The organism is Caballeronia sp. AZ1_KS37 (genome assembly GCF_023631165.1).
Lineage (GTDB): Bacteria > Pseudomonadota > Gammaproteobacteria > Burkholderiales > Burkholderiaceae > Caballeronia > Caballeronia zhejiangensis.
Genome location: NZ_JALQDP010000004.1, coordinates 198,771 through 221,976 on the forward strand (window position 1 = coordinate 198,771; position 23,206 = coordinate 221,976).

At 64.8% G+C, this 23,206-nt stretch carries 23 protein-coding genes; 11 read left to right on the forward strand and 12 right to left on the reverse strand.

Annotation, left to right across the window (positions count from 1 at the left end; translation table 11 throughout):
* Position 1 precedes the first annotated feature (1 nt).
* Positions 2-844, reverse strand: a complete 843-nt coding sequence (locus NCS00_RS04750; protein WP_244807842.1) for an AAA family ATPase — start codon at positions 842-844, stop codon at positions 2-4.
* 398 nt (positions 845-1,242) lie between these two features.
* Here NCS00_RS04750 and NCS00_RS04755 point away from each other — a divergent pair, with 398 nt between their 5' ends.
* Positions 1,243-1,608, forward strand: coding sequence for a c-type cytochrome (locus NCS00_RS04755; protein ID WP_008350687.1), 366 nt, complete (start codon positions 1,243-1,245; stop codon positions 1,606-1,608).
* A 40-nt stretch (positions 1,609-1,648) separates the two neighbouring features.
* Complete coding sequence (locus NCS00_RS04760; RefSeq protein WP_008350685.1) at positions 1,649-2,029, forward strand: c-type cytochrome; 381 nt, start codon at positions 1,649-1,651, stop codon at positions 2,027-2,029.
* 81 nt (positions 2,030-2,110) lie between these two features.
* On the opposite strand, the gene NCS00_RS04765 is transcribed toward NCS00_RS04760, so the two are convergent.
* The 3 genes from NCS00_RS04765 to rsxB all read right to left on the reverse strand — a co-directional run bounded on the left by NCS00_RS04765 (position 2,111) and on the right by rsxB (position 4,115).
* A complete protein-coding gene (locus tag NCS00_RS04765) occupies positions 2,111-2,542 on the reverse strand; it encodes a DUF1841 family protein (RefSeq protein WP_008350683.1) in 432 nt (143 codons plus the stop codon).
* Positions 2,543-2,617: 75 nt separating this feature from the next.
* The gene (nth, locus tag NCS00_RS04770) at positions 2,618-3,262 is read right to left on the reverse strand and encodes an endonuclease III (RefSeq protein WP_008350681.1); all 645 of its coding nucleotides are present in this window, start codon (positions 3,260-3,262) and stop codon (positions 2,618-2,620) included.
* Between the two features lie 16 nt (positions 3,263-3,278).
* The gene (gene rsxB / locus NCS00_RS04775; RefSeq protein ID WP_250439423.1) at positions 3,279-4,115 is read right to left on the reverse strand and encodes an electron transport complex subunit RsxB; all 837 of its coding nucleotides are present in this window, start codon (positions 4,113-4,115) and stop codon (positions 3,279-3,281) included.
* Between the two features lie 379 nt (positions 4,116-4,494).
* Between rsxB and NCS00_RS04780 the strand changes: the two genes are divergently transcribed.
* Positions 4,495-5,127 carry a TetR/AcrR family transcriptional regulator gene (locus NCS00_RS04780; RefSeq protein ID WP_008350673.1) on the forward strand — a complete coding sequence of 211 codons (633 nt, stop codon included), beginning with the start codon at positions 4,495-4,497 and terminating at the stop codon, positions 5,125-5,127.
* 109 nt (positions 5,128-5,236) lie between these two features.
* On the opposite strand, the gene NCS00_RS04785 is transcribed toward NCS00_RS04780, so the two are convergent.
* Positions 5,237-6,508, reverse strand: coding sequence for a polyhydroxyalkanoate depolymerase (locus NCS00_RS04785; protein WP_008350671.1), 1,272 nt, complete (start codon positions 6,506-6,508; stop codon positions 5,237-5,239).
* Between the two features lie 354 nt (positions 6,509-6,862).
* Entirely contained in the window at positions 6,863-8,737 is a 1,875-nt protein-coding gene (locus NCS00_RS04790) for a glycoside hydrolase family 15 protein (protein ID WP_034471251.1), read from the reverse strand.
* Between the two features lie 451 nt (positions 8,738-9,188).
* Here NCS00_RS04790 and NCS00_RS04795 point away from each other — a divergent pair, with 451 nt between their 5' ends.
* The gene (locus NCS00_RS04795) at positions 9,189-9,437 is read left to right on the forward strand and encodes a hypothetical protein (RefSeq protein WP_033536686.1); all 249 of its coding nucleotides are present in this window, start codon (positions 9,189-9,191) and stop codon (positions 9,435-9,437) included.
* Between the two features lie 151 nt (positions 9,438-9,588).
* On the opposite strand, the gene NCS00_RS04800 is transcribed toward NCS00_RS04795, so the two are convergent.
* Positions 9,589-9,741, reverse strand: a complete 153-nt coding sequence (locus tag NCS00_RS04800) for a DUF3096 domain-containing protein (protein WP_008350665.1) — start codon at positions 9,739-9,741, stop codon at positions 9,589-9,591.
* Positions 9,742-9,918: 177 nt separating this feature from the next.
* Here NCS00_RS04800 and NCS00_RS04805 point away from each other — a divergent pair, with 177 nt between their 5' ends.
* The 3 genes from NCS00_RS04805 to NCS00_RS04815 all read left to right on the forward strand — a co-directional run bounded on the left by NCS00_RS04805 (position 9,919) and on the right by NCS00_RS04815 (position 12,976).
* Positions 9,919-11,235 (forward strand): lactonase family protein, encoded by a 1,317-nt coding sequence (locus NCS00_RS04805; RefSeq protein WP_250439425.1) that lies wholly within the window; start codon positions 9,919-9,921, stop codon positions 11,233-11,235.
* 39 nt (positions 11,236-11,274) lie between these two features.
* Positions 11,275-11,838 (forward strand): antimicrobial peptide resistance and lipid A acylation PagP, encoded by a 564-nt coding sequence (locus NCS00_RS04810; protein WP_250439427.1) that lies wholly within the window; start codon positions 11,275-11,277, stop codon positions 11,836-11,838.
* Between the two features lie 85 nt (positions 11,839-11,923).
* Positions 11,924-12,976: a transporter gene (locus NCS00_RS04815; protein WP_008350659.1), complete on the forward strand. Its 1,053-nt coding sequence runs from the start codon at positions 11,924-11,926 to the stop codon at positions 12,974-12,976.
* Between the two features lie 17 nt (positions 12,977-12,993).
* Here NCS00_RS04815 and NCS00_RS04820 read toward each other — a convergent pair whose 3' ends face one another.
* Together NCS00_RS04820 and NCS00_RS04825 are read right to left on the reverse strand one after the other, a co-directional pair.
* Positions 12,994-16,587, reverse strand: a complete 3,594-nt coding sequence (locus NCS00_RS04820; RefSeq protein WP_250439429.1) for a DNA translocase FtsK — start codon at positions 16,585-16,587, stop codon at positions 12,994-12,996.
* A gap of 143 nt (positions 16,588-16,730) precedes the next feature.
* A complete protein-coding gene (locus tag NCS00_RS04825; RefSeq protein WP_250439431.1) occupies positions 16,731-17,321 on the reverse strand; it encodes an META domain-containing protein in 591 nt (196 codons plus the stop codon).
* A 257-nt stretch (positions 17,322-17,578) separates the two neighbouring features.
* On the opposite strand from NCS00_RS04825, the gene purT reads away from it, so the two are divergent.
* The 3 genes from purT to NCS00_RS04840 are packed head-to-tail and all read left to right on the forward strand — an operon-like array spanning position 17,579 to position 19,405.
* Positions 17,579-18,811, forward strand: coding sequence for a formate-dependent phosphoribosylglycinamide formyltransferase (gene purT / locus NCS00_RS04830; protein WP_250439433.1), 1,233 nt, complete (start codon positions 17,579-17,581; stop codon positions 18,809-18,811).
* 44 nt (positions 18,812-18,855) lie between these two features.
* A complete protein-coding gene (locus NCS00_RS04835) occupies positions 18,856-19,011 on the forward strand; it encodes a DUF6726 family protein (protein WP_308196654.1) in 156 nt (51 codons plus the stop codon).
* 37 nt (positions 19,012-19,048) lie between these two features.
* Positions 19,049-19,405 carry an MliC family protein gene (locus NCS00_RS04840; RefSeq protein ID WP_250439435.1) on the forward strand — a complete coding sequence of 119 codons (357 nt, stop codon included), beginning with the start codon at positions 19,049-19,051 and terminating at the stop codon, positions 19,403-19,405.
* A 64-nt stretch (positions 19,406-19,469) separates the two neighbouring features.
* Here NCS00_RS04840 and NCS00_RS04845 read toward each other — a convergent pair whose 3' ends face one another.
* Positions 19,470-19,871, reverse strand: a complete 402-nt coding sequence (locus NCS00_RS04845) for a hypothetical protein (RefSeq protein WP_250439437.1) — start codon at positions 19,869-19,871, stop codon at positions 19,470-19,472.
* Here NCS00_RS04845 and NCS00_RS04850 point away from each other — a divergent pair.
* A complete protein-coding gene (locus NCS00_RS04850) occupies positions 19,870-21,351 on the forward strand; it encodes a DEAD/DEAH box helicase (RefSeq protein WP_034471240.1) in 1,482 nt (493 codons plus the stop codon). The two genes, NCS00_RS04845 and NCS00_RS04850, sit on opposite strands and share 2 nt — an antisense overlap.
* A 55-nt stretch (positions 21,352-21,406) precedes the next feature.
* Here NCS00_RS04850 and gluQRS read toward each other — a convergent pair whose 3' ends face one another.
* The gene (gluQRS, locus tag NCS00_RS04855; protein ID WP_008350646.1) at positions 21,407-22,276 is read right to left on the reverse strand and encodes a tRNA glutamyl-Q(34) synthetase GluQRS; all 870 of its coding nucleotides are present in this window, start codon (positions 22,274-22,276) and stop codon (positions 21,407-21,409) included.
* Entirely contained in the window at positions 22,276-23,139 is an 864-nt protein-coding gene (locus NCS00_RS04860; protein WP_244807851.1) for a sulfurtransferase, read from the reverse strand. The genes gluQRS and NCS00_RS04860 overlap by 1 nt, the downstream gene beginning before the upstream one ends.
* Positions 23,140-23,206: the final 67 nt, after the last annotated feature.

A 23,206-nucleotide genomic window follows, 5' to 3' on the forward strand; every position in this document is an offset into this window, starting at 1 on the left:
ATCAGCGATGGTTGCGGTTCATGAACAGCAGCCGCTCGAAGAGCGCGACGTCCTGTTCGTTCTTGAGCAACGCGCCGTGCAGCGGCGGCACGATCTGTTTCTGATCCGACGAGCGCAGCGCCTCGGGCGGAATGTCTTCGGCCAGGAGCAGCTTGAGCCAGTCGAGCAGTTCGGACGTCGACGGCTTCTTCTTCAGGCCCGAGACCTGGCGCAGCTCGAAGAAGCTCTGCATCGCCGCGGCGAGCAGATCCTGCTTGATGTTCGGAAAATGCACCTCGACGATGGCCTTCATCGTCTCCGCGTCCGGGAACTTGATGTAGTGGAAGAAGCAGCGGCGCAGGAACGCGTCGGGCAACTCCTTCTCGTTATTCGACGTGATGATGACGAGCGGCCGGTGCTTCGCTTTCACGAGCTCGCGCGTCTCGTAGACGTAGAACTCCATGCGGTCGAGTTCGCGCAGCAAGTCGTTCGGAAATTCGATGTCCGCCTTGTCGATCTCGTCGATGAGCAGCACGCTCTGCTGGTCCGACTCGAACGCCTGCCACAGCACGCCCTTGACGATGTAATTGCGGATGTCCTTCACGCGCTCGTCGCCGAGCTGCGAATCGCGCAGGCGCGAGACGGCGTCGTATTCGTACAGGCCTTGCTGGGCTTTCGTCGTCGATTTGATGTGCCACTGCAGAAGCGGCATGCCGAGTGCTCCCGCAACTTCCTCAGCGAGCATGGTCTTGCCGGTTCCCGGTTCGCCCTTGATGAGCAGCGGCCGTTGCAGCGCCATCGCGGCGTTCACCGCGAGCTTGAGATCGTCGGTTGCGACGTATTGCGATGAGCCTTCGAAACGCATGACGAAGATCCGGTTGGCAAAAAAATCCCAGTATAAGTCAGAAGACCTTTCCGCATTGAGGCGCGCCCGGTATCGTTTGAGCCGCTTTATCGGCAGGTCGACGCTGCATGCCCGAGCGCGGGTGAAGCGTGCGCGCAAGCGGGTTCATCGCGTGTACAGGGACGAATTGTCGCAGGGCAAACGGCTGCTTTTCAGCCGATTCCCCTTGTCAGCAGGGCTTCGGCGCGGTTCGCGTGTGGACGGAGGGTAGGTCGCGCGGTACAATTAGCGCGATTTTTTTGGCCTGCGTGGCGACAGACCCTGCAACAGCAAACAGTCCCGAGAAGGTTGTATTGCGCTCGGCGCGGGCCGCGGCCTTGTGAGCGCCGGATTTCCCCTCAAGCCAGTTTAGAAGAGCTATGAACAATTTCGTCGGCAAATGTGCCGTGATTGCAGCGCTGTCCGGTCTCGCCGGCTTCGCGAGTGAGGCGTCGGCCGACGTCGTCGGCAACGCGAAGGCCGCAGAGGGCAAGGTTGCGATGTGCATCGGCTGCCACGGCATCCCCGGCTATCGCACCGCGTACCCCGAGGTGTACGAAGTGCCGATGCTGGGCGGCCAGAACGCGCAGTACATCGCCAATGCGCTGCATGCCTACAAGAAGGGCGACCGTCATTTCGACACGATGCGCGCCATCGCGACGACGCTGTCGGATCAGGATATCGCCGATATCGCCGCGTACTACGCTGCGCAGACTCCCCAATCGAAGAACAATCCCGACAAGTGATCCGCGCGTGAACGCAAAGCGACAACGGGAAGGAGAATTCATGAAGCCGTCCAAGGCACTTCACTCAAGCTTTAAGGCAGCGAGCGCCGCAGCGGCGCTCATCGGCATGACGGCGTTCGGCAGCGCGCACGCAGCCGATGTCGCAAACGGCAAGGCGCTTTCCGACAGCCACAACTGCGCGGCCTGTCACGGTCCCGGTCTGAACAAGCCGGTGAGCGGCGAGTATCCGCGTCTCGCGGGTCAGCACGCGACGTACATCTACTGGGCGCTGCGGCAGTATCAGATCGGCGGCAACAACCCGAACTTCGGACGCAACAACGCCATCATGGCGGCGCAGGTGCAGAACCTGTCGCAGAGCGATCTGAAGGATCTCGCGGCATACATCGAATCGCTCGATGGCAGTCTCGTGCTGAAGAAGTAAGCGCGATTTCTCCCGCAATCCGCACAACGAAACACCCCGCTCGAAGCGGGGTGTTTTGCTTGATGCGTCCAGTTTCGATGCTTAGTCGCGCGAAGCACGGCGCTCGATCAGCGCGAGATAGGCGTCGGTGTCGGGCGGGGTGCCGGAGCGCTGCGCTTCCCAGATGATCTGGCCGAGGCAATCCATGATCGCGTGCTGCGCGTCGTGCGGCGAGCCGAGGCGTGCGACGAGCCTGTCGTGCGCGCGGCGGATGCCCGGCGGCTGATCGATCGAAAGCTGCTCGCTGATCGCGAGATGCATCGACAGATGCAGAAACGGGTTCGTCTGACCGCGATCGGGCGAGTAATCGGCTTCGCGCGATTCGGGGTTCACGAGCGCGTCGTGATATTCCGGATGCTCGCCGATCCAGTCGGCGGCCATGCTTTCGAGCGGCGTCAGAATCTCGCCGGCGCGCTCCTTGCGCCACGTTTCGGTGAAGAACTGGCGAACTTCGTCGCGGCTGGGGTTGAACATAACGTATTGATTCGATTGCGGGTTTCTGAATCCGCTATTGTAGACCGCGATGCACCGGTTCTGCCCAAACCCTCTTCATTCGACGGGCGCGGGCGTCTTCGGCCGATATTCGCAGAGCGGCTCGATCGCGCAATGCCAGCATTCCGGCACGCGCGCCTTGCAGACATAGCGTCCATGCAGGATCAGCCAGTGATGCGCGTCGTGCAGAAATTCCTTCGGCGTGAATTTCTCGAGCGCGGTTTCGACGGCGCGCACGTCCTTGCCCGGCGCGAGCCCGGTGCGATTCGCGACGCGAAAGATGTGCGTATCGACGGCGATAGACGGCTGCCCGAACGCGATGTTCAGCACGACGTTCGCGGTCTTGCGGCCGACGCCCGGCAGCGCTTCCAGCGCCTCGCGATTGTCCGGCACCTCGCCGCCGTGCTGCTCGACGAGCATGCGGCACGTCGCGATCACGTTCTTCGCCTTCGTGCGATACAGCCCGATCGTGCGGATGTATTCCGCTACGCCTTCCTCGCCGAGCGCGAGCACCGTTGCCGGCGTGTTGGCGACGGGAAACATCTTGCGCATCGCCTTGTTCACGGAGACGTCGGTGGCCTGCGCGGAGAGCATCACGGCGATCAGCAGTTCGAACGGCGTCGTGTATTCGAGCTCGGTCACCGGGTGCGGATTCAGGCTCTGCAAAGTCTCGTAGATCGCGCGGCGCTTCGTGGCGTTCATGATTCGATGTCCGTTCTTACGCGGGTTTATCGCCTTTATCGGGATGGGACGCGTTTGCGTCGTCCGTAATGCCAAGACGGCGGCGGCGCGCTTCCGCTTCGTCGATCTGCGCCTGCACGGCCGCGCTCACGTGAGCCGTGTTCTTGGGACCGGCGCCGAGCTTCGCCATCTCTTCTTTCTTCTTGCGCGCGCGCTCCAGCGCGGCCTGGATGATCGCGCGTTTCTTCGCTTCCGGATCGTCGCTCGCGGGCTGCGCTTCGTACGTGGCCTGCGTCGCTTGCGCTGTTTGCGCCGCCCGCGCGGCCTGACGCGCGCTCGCGCGTGCCTGCGCCTCGGCGCGCTCGCGCGCCAGACGCGCCACGCGGCGGTCGTGCCGGGCGCGCGCGGCATCGGCTTGTTCCTGACTCCACGCGTCCCAGCCGGTGCGATCGCCGGTCACGGGCACCATCGCGATGCAATCGACGGGGCAGGGCGGCACGCACAGATCGCAACCCGTGCACAGTTCGGCGATGACCGTGTGCATCTGCTTCGCGGCGCCGACGATCGCATCGACCGGACACGCCTGCATGCACAGCGTGCAGCCGATGCACACGTTCTCGTCGATCACCGCGACGGGCCGTGCGCGCTCGACGCCATGCGTCGTATCGAGCGGTATATCGGGCGCGCCCAGCAGCGCGGCGAGACGCGCGACACCTTCGGCGCCACCCGGCGGGCACCGGTTATAGCTCGCCTCGCCCGCGGCGATGGCGTCGGCGTAGGGCCGGCAGGCCGGGTAGCCGCACTTGGTGCATTGCGTCTGCGGCAGCAGGTCTTCGATGCGCTCGGCGAGCGTCTTGGAAAAGGTTGCGGTCACGAGGAATTGCGATGATGCCTTGGGGACTGGCGCAGCGTGGGCGAAGATCGCGTTGGGAATCGCGCGGTGCGCTTCGGATGCGAAGAGAACGCTTCGGCGTCCACGACGACGGGCACGCTGCCTGTTCGGCGCGCGTCCCGTTTCGCGGGCGCACGCTCGGCTTTGATCGACATTATCGCCGAAGTCGTCAACAGTCGTGCCGAATGGCTTCTACTCCCAATTGCCAACGTCCTTTCGATGTGCGCATAATCGAAGCGCTTTTCCGTTTGACCGCAGGACGGTGTTTCCCAATAACCCTGGGCAGCGCCCGTTCACGTCATGTACCCAATGCGGGCCGCGTGACGCTAATCCGGCAACGCGGCTCCCGAGTCATGCCACCATGAATCAGCCGAAAATCAAAAGAGATCCTGAAGGCACCCGGCGCCGTATTTTGCTTGCCGCCGCAGAAGAGTTCGCGGCCGGTGGCTTGTTCGGCGCCCGTGTCGATCAGATTGCGCGTCGGGCGGAGACCAATGAGCGCATGCTCTATTACTACTTCGGTAGCAAAGAGCAGTTATTCACCGCCGTGCTCGAACATGCGCTATCGGCGCTCGTCGAAGCGGAACGCACGCTCGAACTCGACGGCATTGCGCCTATCGAAGCGATGACGCGTCTCGCGCATTTCGTCTGGGATTACTACCGGGATCATCCGGAGTTGCTGCGCCTCATCAACAACGAGAATTTGCACGAGGCGAGATATATCAAAGGATCGAATCGAATACGCGAGCTCATTTCGCCGATCGTCGCGACGCTCACGGCCATTCTCGATCGCGGTCAGAAAGCCGGACTGTTTCGCACCGACGTCGATCCGCTCAAGTTCTACATCATCCTGTCGGGACTCGGCTATTACATCGTTTCGAATCGCTTCACGCTGGAAGCGACTTTCGGGCTCGATTTCAGCGAGCAGGCGCAGCGCGAGCAGATCGTGCGGATGAATACCGAGTTGCTGCTGGCCTTTTTGACGCGCCGCTGAATCGACGCGGTCGGAAGAAAAAACGTCGCGCCTTTTGCAAGGCGCGACGTTTTTGTTTGCCGCGATGGAATCGGTACCGGCGCGTTCGTGCGTTCGTACCGCTCGTACCTTAGGCCGGCACGGCTTCGGTCTTCGGCGTCTTGTCGTGCTCGAGAATGAACTCGCGCAATTGCGGATACACCATCGTGCGCCAGCGGCGGCCCGAAAAAATGCCGTAGTGGCCGGCCTTTTCCGCCGTGAAATGGCGCTTGTGCTTCTCCGGAATGCCGGTGCACAGATCGTGGGCGGCGCGCGTCTGGCCGCTGCCGGAGATGTCGTCGAGTTCGCCTTCGATCGTGAAGAGCGCCGTGTGCTTGATGTCCTGCGGACGCACGAGCTCGTCGTTGACTTCCCATGTGCCTTCGGCGAGCCGGAATTCCTGGAACACGATGCGGATCGTTTCGAGGTAGTACTCGGCGGCCATGTCGAGCACGGCGTTGTATTCGTCGTAGAAACGGCGATGTTGCTCGGCGTCCTCATCGTCGCCGCGCAGCAGATTTTGATAGAAGTCCCAATGGGCCGTGAGATGGCGCTCGGGATTCATCGCGACGAAGCCCGCGTGCTGCAGGAAGCCCGGATAGACCTTGCGCCCGACGCCGGGATAGTTCGCCGGCACCGTGTAGATGACGTTGTTCTCGAACCACTCATACGAGTGCTCGTTCGCGAGCGAATTGACGGAGGTCGGGCTGCGGCGCGCGTCGATCGGGCCGCCCATCATCGTCATCGTGCGCGGCGTGTCTTCGCCGCGGCTCGCCATCAGCGAAATGGCGGCGAGCACCGGCACGGTCGGCTGGCACACCGAAATGACGTGCAGGTCCTTCGCGCCGATATGACGGATGAACTCCTGGATGTACTCGACATAATCGTCCAGATGGAACGGGCCGTTCTCGGTCGGGACCATGCGCGCGTCGATCCAGTCGGTGATGTACACCTTGTGGTCCTGCAAGAGCGTTTTGACCGTATCGCGCAAAAGCGTCGAATGGTGGCCCGAGAGCGGCGCGCACACGAGCACGATCGGCTCGTTCTTCAGCTTGGTGACGGTTGCGCTGTCGTCCGCGAAGCGCTTGAAGCGCAGGAGGCGGCAGAACGGCTTCTCGATCACCGTCTGCTCGACGATCGGAATGTTGTGACCGTCCTTGACGATTTGATGAAGATTGAACTCCGGCTTCTCATAGTCCTTGCCCAGCCGGTAGAGCAGTTCGTAGCCTGCGGCGAGACGGCTCGAACCCGGCACATAGGCGAGCGGACTGGCCGGGTTGACGAAGGATTTCGATGCTGCCTGGGCCCATGCTGTGAGGGGAGACAGCATGGCGCGTTGGAATTCGTGAATTTGATAGAGCATGGTTGCCCCAGTAACTCCGGTGGAAACCGGTACGCCCGTTGATCCCGGCAATGCTTCCGGCGACGAACTTCAACGGCTTTCGAAGATCCCCGGCGGCGCGGCGGGCTGTCGCCTTGCTGCCGGGGCACTGACTTCCTGCGATGCTTCGCGTGCCTTTTCGCGTTGCCACCCGCGCGTTATCGACGCGGGAAGAATGCAACTTGAGTCGAGGCAATATTTTCCGCGCATTAAACGTTCAATTCAACCGATCGGTTGAAATTGCTCGCCTGGAAACAACACATCCTGCAATCATACTTTTTGTGCATTGCACAAATATTACCGTCAAAACACTGATTTCGCCAATAAAACAGAGATTTATGACTTTCCCGCCGCGGCGTCGATTTCGGCCTGCGCTTCAGATTCGGCGTGATGTTCCGAGCCGGACGGCTGACCGGTCGCCTTCGCCATTTCTTCCTCGTGACGCATCAGGTTCATCCCGGTGTGCACGAGAGCCACGTGGGTAAAGGCTTGCGGGAAATTCCCGACCATGCGCTTCGCCACCGTGTCGTACTCCTCGGCCAACAACCCGACATCGTTCGCGAGACCGACGAGGCGCTCGAACATTTGATGCGCTTCGTCGATCCGGCCCTGCAGCGCCAGATTGTCGACCAGCCAGAAGCTACAAGCCAGAAACGTGCCTTCCCCGGGCGGCAGCCCGTCCGCGACTTCCGCGGTGTGGTAGCGCTTGACGAGCCCATCGTGCGTCAAATCGGTCTCGATCGCATGTACGGTTCCGGTCACTCGCGGATCTTTTGGCGGCAAAAATCCGAGCAACGGAATGAGCAGCAGGCTGGCATCGAGCGCGTCGCTGCCATAAGCCTGCGTAAAGGAGTTGAGCTTCGGATTCCAGCTTTTCTTCAGCACCTCGGCGCGGATGCGCGCACGCATCTCCCGCCAGTGATCGATCGGGCCGGGCAGGTCGAAGCTTTCCGCCGACTTGATCGCCCGGTCGTACGCGACCCACGCCATCACCTTCGAGAACGTGAAGTGTTGCTTGCCGCCACGCACTTCCCAGATGCCTTCGTCGGGTTCTTCCCAGATCGTGTCGAGGTGTTGCAGCATGGCGCACTGGATCGACCACGCGGTTTCATCGCTCTGCAGCCCGCCGACGCGCGCGAGATGGAGCGCGTTCATCACTTCCCCGTAGACGTCGAGCTGCAACTGGTCGACCGCGCCGTTGCCGATCCGCACCGGCGCCGCGCCTTCGTATCCCGGCAGCCACGGGATCTCCCATTCGGGCAGGCGGCGCTCGCCCGCGATGCCGTACATGATCTGAATCTGCGCGGGCGAGCCCGCCATCACGCGGCCCAGCCACGCGCGCCATGCGCGGGCTTCGTCGTAGTAGCCGCCGCGCATCATCGCGAGCAGGGTGATGGTCGCATCGCGCAGCCAGCAGTATCGGTAGTCCCAGTTGCGCGTGCCGCCGAGCTGTTCCGGCAGCGATGTCGTCGGCGCGGCGACGATGCCGCCCGTCGGCTCGTACGCGAGCGCCTTCAGCGTGATGAGCGAGCGGCGGATCGCGCTCGCCCAGCGGCCGTTGAGCTCGCTTTGCCCGGACCACTCGCGCCAGTGATTTTCGGTGCGCGCGAGTTGCGTATTCGGATCGGATGCGTGCGGCAAGCGCAGATGCGACTGCGAATAGCACAGCGAGAACGGCACGCGCTCGCCCTCGCTCACATCGAAGCAGGCGGTCGTGTGCATGTTCTCGCCGACGAGATCGACGGGCGTGCGCAGCACCGCGAGATCCGGCCCGGCGATCGCGCGGATGCCACTGTCGTCGGGCAGGCGGCTGACCCACGGCACCGCGGAGCCGTAATCGAAGCGCAGCACGAGTTCCATCTTCATCCGTACCGTGCCGCGGCGTCCGATCACGATACGCACCAGCTCCGAATGGCCGTTGCGAAGCGGCATGAAATCGACGATCGTCACCGCGCCTTGCGGTGTCTCGAAATCGGTTTCGAGGACCAGCGTGTCATCTCGATAGCGGCGGCTGACGACAGGCGACTCGCCGTCGGGCATGTCGGGCGCGAGGAGCCATCGGCCGTGCTCGGGCGTGCCGAGCAGCGCGGCGAAGCACGCGCCCGAATCGAAGCGCGGCCAACAGAGCCAGTCGACGGAGCCGTCGCGGGAAATGAGGGCGGCGGTGTGGCCGTCGCCGACCATTGCATAGTCTTCGATCAGTGCGGGCATAAGCGAACATCTTCCTGCAGGCGGCGCGGGCCGAATCGAAACGCGCCGCGGGTTGAGCAAACGATTCGGGACACGAGCGCCCGAGCGAAACGCGGCGTCGTCGGCGGTCGGGGCGACGGACGTCATGCATGCTTTCTGGCCGCATTCTGCCGCAATCGTTCACGGCGAGCAGGAAACCGGGCCGGGCGTCATCGGGACGTGTCGCACGGTTGGCGGAAAATGACTAGCGAAGCGCCGAACGCACCGTTGCTTCTGCTTTCGACTGATGTTTAGAATGAAGCTTCGTGAAAGGCATCCGCGCCGCGGCCTTTTCGAGCAGGGCGCGGAAACTTTCTGTGCCTTTCATTTGTCTTTCAGCATGTTCCCGGTCGTCTCGCGCGCGGGTCATGCAGTCGCTTCGCGCAACGTCTCTTCCGGTTTTCAACGTAGCGTTTTCGAGGAACAGAATCCCATGCTCTATCCGTCGAAAGCTGACTGCATCGCCATTCTTTCCGCCGCGAGCCGCGTATCGGACGCCGACATGCTCCTCGCGCTCGATCACAAGAACCTCGGCCTGTCGCGCAACGCGATGGACGCCGCCGCCGCGTTCCTTACGGAGCGCGGCTGTTTCAACCGCTATACGTTCGGCGTCACCGGCGTGTCGGTCGGTGCGCTGTCGCTGCAGGGACGCCTGCGTCTCGATCAGCTCGCCAACGGCTGACACGGCCGATCCGCGCGGCAGGCCCGCGCGTCCTTCTTTCGTGACACTTTGCGCACGCGCACGGACATTCCGTACGCGTGCGTTCGCGCGTTCGTGCGCGTCCGCGGAACCGCCGACGGGAATCGGCGTCACAACGACAGTCGCGCGCCCGTCAGAAATGAGCCGATCCCATGCCGAACAGGCCGATCAGCCCGATCACGATCAGATAGATCGCGACGATGAAGTTCAGCAGCCGCGGCATGATGAGAATGAGGATCCCGGCGATCAGCGAGACGAGCGGGGCGAGGCTTAGGTGGATGGTCATCGCGGCAACTCCTGTTGTTGGTTCGAATCGTGTCGGTTGGCTGGTCGTGCAAAGGTGTATCGTCGTTTTCATCGTTTGGAGCGGAACTTGCTCCCGCACGTCCTTGGGCCTTGCGATGTCGGCGGTTTCGCGCGCCGCTCCCGATAACAAGCATCAAAGAGACGAAGAGGAGGTTTCATGCACCCGAGCCAACCTTGCGGCGCGAATCCGCTGATGCACGTCTTGCAAGACGCGCGCCCGAAGCGCGCCAGGCCCGTCGCGTGGGCGAAAGGCGTCGCGCTGATGCTCTCGTTTGCAGCGGCGCAGGCCTTCGCGCAAACGGGCGCGACGCCCGCCGCGCCGGGCACCGCGAGCGACGTCGCCGCGTCGAAACCGGCCAGCGGCGACGTCTACGATCTGCTCATCGGCACCTATACGGGCGGTGGCAAGAGCGAAGGCATCTATGTCTATCGGTTCGACACGGGCAGCGGCGAGCTGTCCCGCATCGCGTCGGCGCAGACGGTGAATCCGTCGTATCTCGTCGTGAGCCGCGACCGCCATTACGTGTACGCAGTGAACGAATTGCCCGGCGACAACGGCCCGGCAACGCAACGCGGCGGCGTCAGCGCCTTTCGCTTCGATCGCGCGAGCGGCCAGTTGAGCTTTCTCAATCGCGTGTCATCGGACGGCAACGATCCGTGCTATCTCGCGATATCGCCCGACGGCAAATATCTGCTGACAGCCAACTATTCGGTCGCGTCCAATCCGGGCGGCAGCTTCGCGGTGTTTCCGCTGGCTTCCGATGGCCACGTCGGCAATTCGGTGCTGACGGTGCATCACGAAGGCGCCGGCCCGGTGAAAGGACGGCAGGACAATTCGCATGTCCACTCGACCGTGTTCTCGCCCGACGGCAAGTATCTCTTCGCGCAGGATCTCGGCGTCGACAAGGTGTTCGCCTATCGATACACGGCCGATCCGGCCGCATCGAGCCGCGGTCTGCTGGGTCCGACCGAATCGCGCTACACACCGATCAAGGCGGGCTCGGGGCCGCGCCATCTGGTCTTCGACGCAAGCGGCAAGCACGCTTATCTGACGACCGAGCTGAACGCATCGGTGCTCGCGTTCGATTACCGCGACGGCAAGCTCACGCAAATCCAGACTGCCTCGCTGATCGCGCCGGGTTTCAGAGGGAAGATCGGCGGCGGCGCGATTCATCTGTCGCCCGACGGGCGCTTCCTGTACGCGACCAATCGCGGCGACGCCAACGAACTCGTGCAGTTCTCGATCGATCCGGCGAACGGCCATCTGAAGCTCGTCAAGCGCTATCCGACGCTCGGCAAGACGCCGCGCGAATTCGCAATCGATCCGACCGGGCGCTGGATCATCGTCGGCAATCAGGAGAGCGACAGCGCGTATTTCTTTCGCCGCGATCCGCAGACGGGCGAGCTTGCGTCGGACCCGAAGCGGCTGTCGATCGGCTCGCCGGTCGATTTCAAGTTCGTATCGCCTTCGTGACGCGTCGATCGCGGCGATTGAAACGACCGGGCGCGGACGATGAAAACAACACTGGTCAAGGCAGTCACGATTTCGATGCTGTGCGTGTCGTGCGCGGCCCACGCGGACGACAAGGAATGCGATTACAAGCGCGACTGGATGTCGTCGGCGTGCCAGCGCGTGATGCGCGTCGCGCATGAAGGCACCTCGGATCTTTACGTGACGGGCTACGGCTGGCACATCAACGGCTTCGACAATCGCAGCGAACTGAATCCGTGGTCGTGGGGCGGCGGCGCGGGCAAGCACTGGACCGACGCGAACGGTAACGAAGACATCCTGTTCGCATTCGCCTTTTCCGATTCGCATCACAATTTCGAGCCGATCGGCGGCTACGCGCGCCAGTGGTACACGAAGCCGGTGCTCGGCGGATTGCAGGCGGGCGGCGGATTCTTCGTCGGCTTCACGGCGCGCAGCGACATCGCGCATTACCTGCCGTTGCCGCTCGCGCTGCCGATCGGCTCGATCCGCTACCGGAGCACGTCGGTGATGGCGACGATCATCCCGCACATTCCCGGTCTCAACGACGGGAACGTCGCCTTCTTCTGGGGCCGCTACGAGTTCTAGTACGATGCCTTTTTGATACGCCTGTCTTTCGCATCGACTGAAAGGTGTACTGAGGAAATCGAAAGGCAATAGCAGGGAACGCAACTTGAACACGACTCATACATTCGACGCCCGCGAGCGCCCGGCGAAGCGCAACGAACCGGCGCCGCCGGGATTCATCAGCGCATTCAGCTTCGCGGGCGGCGAGGCGTTGCGGCTGACGTGGGACGAAGCGCGCGCAGCCGTCGCCGGAGATGGCCCGACGTGGCTGCATCTGTCCGCGAACGACGACGCCGTCGAAGGCTGGCTCGAAGGCGTCACGTCGATGCCGGACGTCGCGCGCGAATTCCTGAACGGCGAGGACAAGCGTCCGCGCGTGCATATCGGATCGAACTTCATGTATGGCGTCGTCGCGGACCTGGAACTCGTCGCGAAGACGCCGGACGCCACCGCGCCCGATGCCCGCGAGGCCAACCGCGCGACCGGTGCGCTGCGCTTTTACGTCGACCGGCATCGCATGATCACGGTGCGCGCGCGGCCGCTGCAATCGACCGACCGGCTGCGTCACGCCGTGCTCGAAGGCGCGATGTTCCGCGATACCGTCGATCTTTTCGCGGGCCTGATCCGCGCGCTGAACGACACTTTCGCGGATCGCATCGACGAAATCGGCGACTGTCTCGACGATGTCGAGGAAAGCGTGCTCGAAGGCGGCCACGCCAGGTGCCGCTCCGTGCTCGGCGACGTGCGTCGGCGGCTCGTGGAAGTGCGGCGCTTCATCGATCCCGAGCGCAATGCGCTCACGCAGCTCGTCTTGCGCAAGCTCGAATGGGCCGAGCCGCGTTCGATGGAAGCGCTCGTGCAGGCGATCCAGGTGCTGAACGGCCTGGGCGGCGGTCTGGAAGGGCTGTACGAACGCGCGAAGCTTTTGCAGGACGAGATCGCCGCGGCGCTTTCGGAGGACATCAACCGCAAGCTGCTGTGGCTCGCGATCATGTCCGCCTTGCTCTTGCCCGCGACGCTCGTGACCGGCATTTTCGGCATGAACGTGGCCGGTTTGCCCGGCACGAAAGATCCGGCGTCGTTCTGGATCGTGGTCGGCGTGATGGCGTGCTGCGCCGCCATCACGATCTTTCTGTTGCGCCGCTTGCGGCTCTGGTAACGCTTCAGGCGCGCCGCTTATTCGGCGGGGCCGGGCGGCGCGAGCACTTCGCGGTTGCCGTTGCTGCCCATCGGCGAGACGAGGCCTGCTGCTTCCATCTGCTCGACGAGCCGCGCCGCGCGGTTATAGCCGATGCGCAATTGCCGCTGCACCGACGAAATCGACGCGCGCCGCGTACGCACGACGAATGCGACAGCTTCGTCGTAGAGCGGATCGGCTTCGGCATCGGACGAATCGCCGAAAAGATCCTGCGTGCCGCCGCCTTCGGGCGTCGGTCCGGACAGAATGCCTTCCTCGTACTCCGGTTCGCCGAACTGCTTCAGATGTTCGACCACGCGATGCACTTCCTCGTCCGCGACGAACGCGCCGTGCACGCGCTGCGGATAGCCGGTGCCGGGCGGCAGGAACAGCATGTCGCCCGCGCCGAGCAGCGATTCCGCGCCCATCTGGTCGAGAATCGTGCGCGAATCGATCTTGGATGACACCTGAAACGCCACGCGCGTCGGAATATTCGCCTTGATGAGGCCGGTGATGACGTCCACCGATGGCCGCTGCGTCGCGAGAATCAGATGGATGCCGGCCGCGCGCGCCTTTTGCGCGAGACGCGCGATCAGTTGCTCGATCTGCTTGCCCGCGACCATCATCAGATCGGCGAGTTCGTCGATGACCACGACGATGAGCGGCAGCGTCGAGAGCGGCTCGGGCGCATCGGGCGTGAGCGAGAACGGGTTCGTGAGCTTCTTGCCGGCGGCTTCGGTGTTGCGGATTTTCTGGTTGAAGCCCTGCAAATTGCGCACGCCGACCGCCGACATCAGCCGGTAACGCTTTTCCATTTCGCCGACGCACCAGTTGAGCGCGTTCGACGCGAGCTTCATGTCGGTGACGACGGGCGCGAGCAGATGCGGAATGCCTTCGTAGACGGAAAGCTCCAGCATCTTCGGGTCGATCATGATGAGGCGCACGTCTTCGGGCTTCGCCTTGTAGAGCAGCGAGAGGATCATCGCGTTGATCGCGACCGACTTGCCCGAGCCCGTCGTGCCCGCGACCAGCATGTGCGGCGCCTTCGCGAGATCCGTCACGACCGGATTGCCGATGATGTCCTTGCCCATCGCGATCGTCAGATTCGACTTCGAGTTGCGGTACACGTCGTCTTCGAGGATCTCCGAAAGGCGGATCATCTGGCGTTTCGGATTAGGCAGTTCGAGGCCCATGCAGGTCTTGCCGGGAATCGTCTCGACGACGCGAATCGACGTAAGGCCGAGGCCGCGCGACAAATCCTTCATCAAGCCGACGATCTGGCTGCCGCGCACGCCGAGCGCGGGTTCGACCTCGAAGCGCGTGATGACCGGACCCGCCGACGCGCCGACGACCGTGACCGGCACCTTGAATTCCTGAAGGCGCTGCTCGATGAGCAGGCCGGTTTCGTTCAGACGCTCCTCGGAGACTGGCTCGACTTCATCGGATGCGGGTTCGAGCAGATCGAGCGTCGGCAATTCCACCGCCGATGCGTGCGGCGCGTGGAATTCGAATTCCGTCGGCGCGGAACCGCGTACCGGCGGGCGCGGTTCGGGCGCCGGGCTCGGCTGACTCACGACGGGCGCAGCGGCGGGCGCGGCGACCGCTGGCAGCGGCGCGACCGGCGCGGCGGCGATCACCGGAAAGCGCACGATGTTCGACGGCGTCGCGAACTCGTCGCCCGATGCCTGCTGTTCGGCGACCGGTTGTTCATCTTCGGCGGGCATTTCGTCCGGCTCATCGACCACTCGAAGCAGCGATGGGGGAGGGGGCTCGCCTTGCTCGTCGGCGGGCTCGGGCGCGTCCAGCCAAGGCGGCGTTTGCGCAAGATCGCGCAGGTCCGGCTCGGGCTCGGGTTCGGGTTCTCGCTCCCGGACCACAGGCGCGGGTTCTGCCGTCGTTGCGTCCGGGCGAGGCAGCGGCGGTTCGGACGGCAAATCGATGGGCGCCGGCTCCGGCATCGCAGTTTCTTCCGCTTCCTCTTCGACGGCCTCGATCGCGGGCGGCGTGTCGGGCTCGGAGGCCGCGAATTCGGGAATCGACGGCTCGGGCAGACGCATGTCGAAAAGCGGCGGCGGTTCGACGAGCGCGGGCGCGATGACGTGCGCGTCGATCGACGGCGGATCGATGCGTTCATCGATTTCCTGCACGTCCACGAGCGGCGTCACTTCCGGCGCCGTTTCGACGATGCTTTTCACGGGCGCCGCCAGCTCCGGTACGTCGGCGGCCGGCTGGACTTCGGGCTGCGCGGCGCGCGCCATCGCCACATGCCCGCGCGCGAGACTCGCGCCCGCGAGTGACGTCCACATCGCGGTCTTCTCTTCGATCGAGCGCAGCGCCGCCTGGATGGCTTCGGGCGCGGGCGGCGGCGTCGGCGGTCCGAGCGGCGCGGCAGGACGCGAGAACGCGGGCGCGGCGAGCGGCGAGGGCGCGAACTCGCGCGTCGAAACGGCTGCGGCGGCTGCGGCGGCTGCGGCCGGACGCGCCGGGGGACGCCTGAAGCCCTGCGGGGCTTGCGTCACAGGCGGCCGGCGTGACGCGCCGGGATTCGTGCCGGGATTCGTGCCGACGGATGTCGACATGCTCGCCACGCCCGTCGATCGCTGCGCGGGCATCGATGTCGCCGGACTGCGCGGGCGATCCACGCGCGGCGCAGGAGGCGGCGTCTGGACGCGCGGCTTGTCGACGGCGACGGATGCGCGCAAGCCCGATCCGGAAGGCTCGAACGCCGACGCCTGACGCGGCGCAAACGGCGCGCGGGCCTCGCGATTCGCCGCCGATGGCGACGAATTCAACCAGCCCGAAGGCGCCATCGGCTCGGTCTGCGTCACGGGAGGAGCGACGCCTGCGGCCTCGAAGGCGGGGCGTTTCGCGTACGCCTCGGCCGTGGCGACGGCGCTCGCGGCGGCCGCCACCGTGCGGCTCGCGCCGCTCTTGCCGGTCGCGGGCGGGCGCCACGCTGTCGGCCGCTGATAACGTGTGCTGCGATGACCGGTCGGCAGACCGAGCGTCGGCTCGTCGGGCAAGGTGCGCGGCGTCGGCGAATCGAAACGCTCGGCGCGATGGGCGCGTTCCTGCGAATCGCGTGCGGTCTTCGCGCGGGCGCGCCGTTCGAACCAGTTCGCCGTCTTGTCACGCGTTTTGTCGCGCGCCTTGTCACGGGTCGTCGACTGTTGCCGCGACTCGCTTTCGCGTTCGTGGGGCGTGAGCCAGCTTTGCGGCAGGCCGAAGCCGAACGCTTCGTCGGCCCATGCGAGCACCGAGCGCCAGCTGAATTCGATCAGCCAGGGCAGAAAGATGGCGAGCACGAGCGCCGCGATCGCGCCCGCGCCGGCCAGATGCGCCGGGCCGCTCAGCGCCGCGGCGAGCGCGAGTCCGATGCGATTGATGTTCGCCTGCGTTTCGAGCGAGTTTGCGAGCGCGCCTTCGAGCGTGCTGCTCGCGATCAGCACGGCGACAAACCCGATCCAGAGGCGGATCGTGCCGGGGCCGCGCACGCCTGCGCCGCCGGGCAGCGCCTGTTTGACGATGCGCCAGAAGAGCGGAAGGAACCAGACGACCGATGCACCGAACCAGCCGAGAACTACCATGTGCATGCTTGAGATTGAATCAATGTTGGGTGAAACAAATGAGACTGCTGCCCGGCCGCAGCGATATCGCCGGTCGGCCGGGCTGTTCGATCGAGCAGTTTAACGGCTGGCGCACGCGCACGACGTTCCTGCCGCGAGTACGCAACACATCATTTCCCACGTGGCGCGAAGGTGAGCACCTGACCGTCGTCGAGCGTCAGTTGCAGCGCTTGCGGCGGATTCATCTGCACGCCGCTCTTCGCGACGTGTGCGAGCGCGTCGAGATACGGCCGCTCGAGCGCCGCGCCCGCGCCGGACACGCACGCCATGCGCGTGCCGGCGAGCGGACCGAACGTGAGCTTGCCGTTCTTCAGCTCGTAGGCGCCCGTAAAGCGGTTGCAGCCCGAGAAGCCGCTCGCCTGACGGCGTCCGTTCGCGGTCGAGAAATCGAGCGTGAGCGGCTGCGCGTTGTTCTCGCCCGCGTGCGGGATGGCGCGCGGCTGGCCGCTGGCATCGGTCCAGCTCGTGAGCGCCCATTGCGTATCGTCGAGCAGTTGCGTGGCGGCAGGATTATAGGGATCGGTGGGCGGGGCGCTTGCATCGGTGTGCTTCGGCATCGCGCAGCCGGCGACGACGCTCGCCGCGACCACGAGCGCGCACGTGCGGGAGACCAGCGCGAGCGCCTTCTTGCGGCGCCACAGCGGATTTGACGATGAGCGCGGCGAGGTAAGCGCGGACGCGCGAGGGAAGTGCGTGGGCATCGATGATCCTGAAGCTGGCGAAAGCGTAAGGGTATCGCACGCGTCCTGTGATTTGTCCAGCGCCGCGATGCAACAAAATGCCTGGCTGCGCTTTCGGGAGCTTGCCATCGATCGGAAACGCGCCGGGAATTCCGACGCGCATTCGCCTGTCAATAGGCCGAACGGCAAAGTGTCGCCGCTGGTGCTGCGTGTTAACATCGCGCCCAATTCAGCCGCTTTGCGCCTCGCTGACCTCACCACCCGATTCTGGAGCACTCATGCAGACCGATCCACGCCGCACCGGCGCCACGCGCCTCGGCACGCCGCTTTCTCCCAATGCCACGCGCGTGATGCTGCTCGGCGCGGGCGAACTCGGCAAGGAAGTGATCATCGCATTGCAGCGGCTGGGCGTCGAAGTGATCGCGGTGGACCGGTACGCGAACGCGCCGGGGCATCAGGTCGCGCATCGCGCGCACGTGATCGACATGACCGACGCCGCCGCGCTGCGCGCGCTCGTCGAGAAGGAGCAGCCGCATCTGATCGTGCCGGAGATCGAGGCGATCGCGACCGAAGCGCTCGCCGATATCGAATCGGCCGGGCTCGCAACCGTCATCCCGACGGCGCGCGCCACGCAGCTCACGATGAATCGCGAAGGCATCCGGCGGCTCGCGGCCGAACAACTGGGCTTGCCGACTTCGCCGTACGCGTTCGCGCAATCGCTCGACGAGATGAAGGCGGCGATCGCGAAGATCGGCTTTCCGTGCGTCGTGAAGCCGGTGATGTCGTCGTCGGGGAAAGGCCAGTCGGTGCTCAAAAGCGACGCCGACGTCGAACCCGCGTGGAACTACGCGATGGCGGGCGGGCGCGTGAATCACGGGCGCGTGATCGTCGAGGGCTTCATCGACTTCGAATACGAGATCACGCAGCTCACCGTGCGCGCGGCGGACCCCGCGAGCGGCGAGACGCAAACTTACTTCTGCGATCCGATCGGTCACGTTCAGGTCGCGGGCGATTACGTCGAGTCGTGGCAGCCGCAGGCGATGAGCCCGGCCGCGCTCGCCAAATCGCGCGATGTCGCCGCGAAGGTCGTGACCGCGCTCGGCGGGCGCGGACTCTTCGGCGTCGAACTCTTCGTGCGCGGCGACGACGTCTGGTTCTCGGAAGTGAGCCCGCGCCCGCACGACACCGGCCTCGTCACGCTCGCGACGCAACGTTTCTCCGAGTTCGAACTGCACGCGCGCGCGATCCTCGGCTTGCCCGTCGATACCGCTTTGCGCGCGCCCGGCGCGTCGGCCGTGATCTACGGCGGGCTGGATGAAGCGGGCATCGCGTTCGAGGGCGTCGCCGAAGCGCTCGCCGTGCCGGGCGCGGATCTGCGGCTTTTCGGCAAGCCGGAAAGTTTCGTGAAGCGCCGCATGGGCGTCGCGCTCGCAACGGGCGCCGACACCGGCGAAGCGCGCGAACGCGCGAAACTCGCAGCGTCGAAGGTGAGGCCGGTTTCGGCCAGATGACCGGCGCGCGCGCCGGCGGGAGCGAGCAAGTGAAATGGAAACCGATGTCCGCGCTCGTCGTGGTCTGCGTGGCGCTTTCGGGCTGCGGACTTGCGGCGGCGCCGTGCCGGATCGCGTCGGCGGGACTGAAAATCGTGCCGGTGGTCGGGCATGTCGCTGCCGCGCCGACCGACGCATGCGCGGAAGTCATCGACCCTTGAGCGCTGCCTCGCGCACCAAACACAAGTGAATCGAACGATGAAAAAACCGATTGCGATCATGCTCGCGTTGCTCGGCGCCCAGGCGGCGCTCGCCATGGCGCTCACCGTGCCGCAGATCCAGACCGCGTCGACGCAGACCACGCGCTACGACTGCAAGGACGGCAAAAGCGTGTCCGTTCAATACACGAACACGCGCAACCATCAGAGCTTCGCGGCGTTGACCGTCGACGGACGTAAGCTCCTGTTCGTCAACGTGATCGCGGGATCGGGCGCGAAATACGTCGCCGATCAATATACGTGGTGGACCAAGGGCCCGGAGGCGAATCTTTACGATGAGATGGCCGCGAAAGATTCGCCGCCGCTGCTCGCCGATTGCGAGGCGCGCAAGAAATAGGCGCGCCGCTTGCTGTACGCTCCGGGTGCGCTCTCGCGCCGCCGGAGCGCTTCGGCGCGCGGTGCTACAATGTGCGGCTTTCCGGCTGTAAAAATCGCGGCCGGATCGAGTCCAGAATTTCCGGCATCGCCGTTCGATGCCGCTTGAGCGGGCACTGGGCGTCGAGCGCCCGGCCGCTTTGGAAGACAGATCGCGCGATGCCGCGTGCCTTGAAGGCGTCATCGAAGCCGTGTTCCATCGGAACGCCGGCACGCGGATCGAAACAGAGCAATGAGCGGGGCGTGATGCTCGATTGACCGGCCGCCCCGTCCAGCGCGCGCACCTTGCGCTTGACCGACGCGCCGCGTGCACCAACGAAACCATCCGCGTAAGCAACCGATCGCGACGATCGACCGAAACAACCGACCGAGTTTTTTACGCGCGCCGCATCGTGCGGCATTTTAGCGAAAGCCAATATAGTCACCATGTCCGATTCCGTCGCCACGAACACGTCCACCGCACCGGCCGCAGCGCCGACGTTCGACCAGTTCGGTTTGTCCGCCGACATCCTGAAAGCGGTGCGCGAGTCCGGCTACACGACGCCCACGCCGATTCAGGCGCAGGCCATTCCCGTCGTCCTCGCGGGCCGCGACGTCATGGGCGCCGCGCAGACCGGCACCGGCAAGACCGCGAGTTTCTCGCTGCCGATCATCCAGCGGCTCTTGCCGAGCGCGAACACGAGTGCCTCGCCCGCGCGTCATCCGGTGCGCGCGCTGATGCTCACGCCGACGCGCGAGCTCGCTGACCAGGTCGCCGCCAACGTGCAGACGTACTCGAAGCACACGCCGCTGCGCAGCACGGTCGTGTTCGGCGGCGTCGACATGAATCCGCAGTCCGACGCGTTGCGCCGTGGCGTCGAGATCCTGATCGCGACGCCGGGCCGTCTGCTCGATCACGTTCAGCAGAAGACGGTGAATCTCGGTCAGGTTCAGATGCTCGTGCTCGACGAAGCCGATCGCATGCTGGACATGGGCTTTCTGCCCGATCTCCAGCGCATCCTGAATCTGCTGCCGAAGGAACGTCAGACGCTGCTGTTCTCGGCGACGTTCTCGCCGGAAATCAAGAAGCTCGCGTCCACGTATCTGCGCAATCCGCAGACGATCGAAGTCGCGCGCAGCAATTCGACGAATGCGAACGTGCGCCAGATCGTCTACGAAGTGCACGAGAGCGACAAATCCGGCGCGGTCGCGCAGCTCATCCGCGAGCGCGAACTGAAGCAGGTGATCGTTTTCTGCAATAGCAAGATCGGCGCGAGCCGCCTCGCGCGCGTGCTGGAGAAGGACGGCATCGTCGCGACGGCGATTCACGGCGACCGCTCGCAGAGCGAACGCATGCAGGCGCTCGACGCGTTCAAGCGCGGCGAGATCGAGGCGCTCGTCGCCACCGACGTCGCCGCGCGCGGTCTCGATATCGCCGAATTGCCGGCGGTCATCAACTTCGATCTGCCGTTCAACGCGGAAGATTACGTGCACCGCATCGGCCGGACCGGGCGCGCGGGCGCATCGGGCGATGCGCTGTCGCTGTGCAGCGCGAACGAGCGCAAGCAGCTCGCCGACATCGAGAAGCTGATCAAGCGTCCGCTCCAGGTCGAGCCGCTCGAAGTGACGATTCGCGCGCGCCGCGACGCATCGGCGCCGCGTCGTGACGAGCGATTCGGTCGACCGGAGCGCACGGAGCATCGGCATTCGCCGCGCGACGAGTCGGGTCCGCGCCGCCGCACGACGGGCACGCACGATCGCCCGCGCGGCCGTCAGCAGCCCATCGACGAATTTTTCCTAAAGCCGTACGAGCCGTCGCCCTCGGCGATGAAGCGTCAGGAAGAAACGGTCGAGCCCGAGCGCAAGAGCGCGCCGAAGCAGCCGCTCGCGGCGTTGCTCGGCGGTCTGGGCATGCCGCGCAAGTCGTGATTTTCGTCGCGCTTCGAATCGAAAGAGGCAGCCCGCGCGGCTGCCTTTTTTGCGTCTAGCGCGCGAAACGCTTCGCCCATTCCGCCGTTGCGGCGCTGTAGAACGTTTCCAGCGATGCGGCCGGCGCTTCGATGCCCAGATGCCGCGCCGCTTCGACGAGCGCATCGAGCGGCGCGTTGCGATCGAGCGGCGCCGCGCCCGTCTGCTTGCTCAGCTTTTCGCCGATGCCGTTGTTGACCACAGGCACATGCAGGTATTCCGGCGTCGGCACGCCAAGGCACTGCTGCAAGTAGATTTGCCGCGCGGTCGAATCGAGCAGGTCGGCGCCGCGCACGACGTGGGTGATGCCGGCATCGGCATCGTCGACGACGACCGCGAGCTGATAGGCCCACAGTCCATCGGCGCGTTTCAGCGCGAAATCGCCGACTTCGGTGGCGAGATCCTGCGTCTGCGCGCCTTGCCAGCGATCGACGAACCTGACGACTGCCGCGTCGCCGTCCGGCACGCGCAGCCGCCACGCGCGCGCGGGCTTGCCGTGCAGGCCGGTGCGGCACGTTCCCGGATAGGCGAGCGTCGCATGGCGCGCGTGGGCGTTCACCAGCGAGTCGGCGATTTCGCGGCGCGTGCAACCACACGGATAGATGAGACCCGTCGCCTGAAGACGCTCGAACGCGGCGCGATACGCGTCGCCGCGCGCGCTCTGCCAGACGGGCGGCTCGTCCGAGTGCATGCCGAAGTGTTCGAGCGTCGCGAGGATTTCATCGGCGGCGCCGGGAACCGTGCGCGGTGCGTCGACATCTTCGACGCGCACGATCCAGCGTCCGCCGTGCGCGCGCGCATCGAGAAAACTCGCGAGCGCGCTGACGAGCGAGCCCGCATGCAGCGGGCCGGTGGGTGAGGGTGCAAATCGTCCCCGATAAATCATTACGCGGCGGCGCCGACCTTCGCGTCGGGATGGCAAGCCGGGCACGCCTCGCCCGGCTTGTAGAACGGCGACTGCTGATCTTCGACCGACACCACCGCGCGGCAGCCGAAACATTGTGCGGTTGCGGTCGGCTGCAGGTTCGGATCGAGCGCCGTGCGGTAATCGAACACGAAGCACTCGCCGTTGTAGTGCGCGCCGCCGACTTCCTCGAAATACTTCAGAATGCCGCCTTCAAGCTGATAAACATGCTCGATGCCCACTTCCTTCATGTGAATCGCGGCTTTCTCGCAGCGAATCCCGCCGGTGCAGAACGACACGACCGTCTTGCCGTCCAGATCCGCCCGATTCTGCTCGATCACTTCAGGAAACTCGCTGAACTTCGTGATGCGGTAGTCGAGCGCGTTGTCGAACGTGCCGACATCGACCTCGAATGCGTTGCGCGTGTCGAGCATCACGACAGGACGGCCTTCGTCGTCGTGGCCGCGGTCGAGCCAGGCTTTGAGCGTGGGCGCGTCGACGGACGGCGCGCGGCCGAGTTCCGGCCTGATCGCGGGCTTCTTCATCGTGATGATTTCGCGCTTGAGCTTCACCAGCATGCGGCGAAACGGCTGCTTCGCGGAAAGGCTTTCCTTGAATTGCAGATCGGCGAAGCGGCCGCCGAAGAGCGCGTCCGTGCGGATGTAGTCGATGAACTCGCGGACCTCGGCGACCGGCCCAGCGATGAACAGATTGATGCCCTCCGGCGCCAGCAGAATCGTGCCCTTCAGACCGAGCGCGTTGCAGCGTTCGGTGACGAGCGGCCGCCACGCGGGGCCGTCTTCGATGGTGACGAATTTATAGGCGGAGAGATTCAGGATGCTCATGATCGGATGACGCGCAAAACGGCTGTGACGGGTAAAAAGTGCGGGCGAAAATCGCGCGCAAAACACG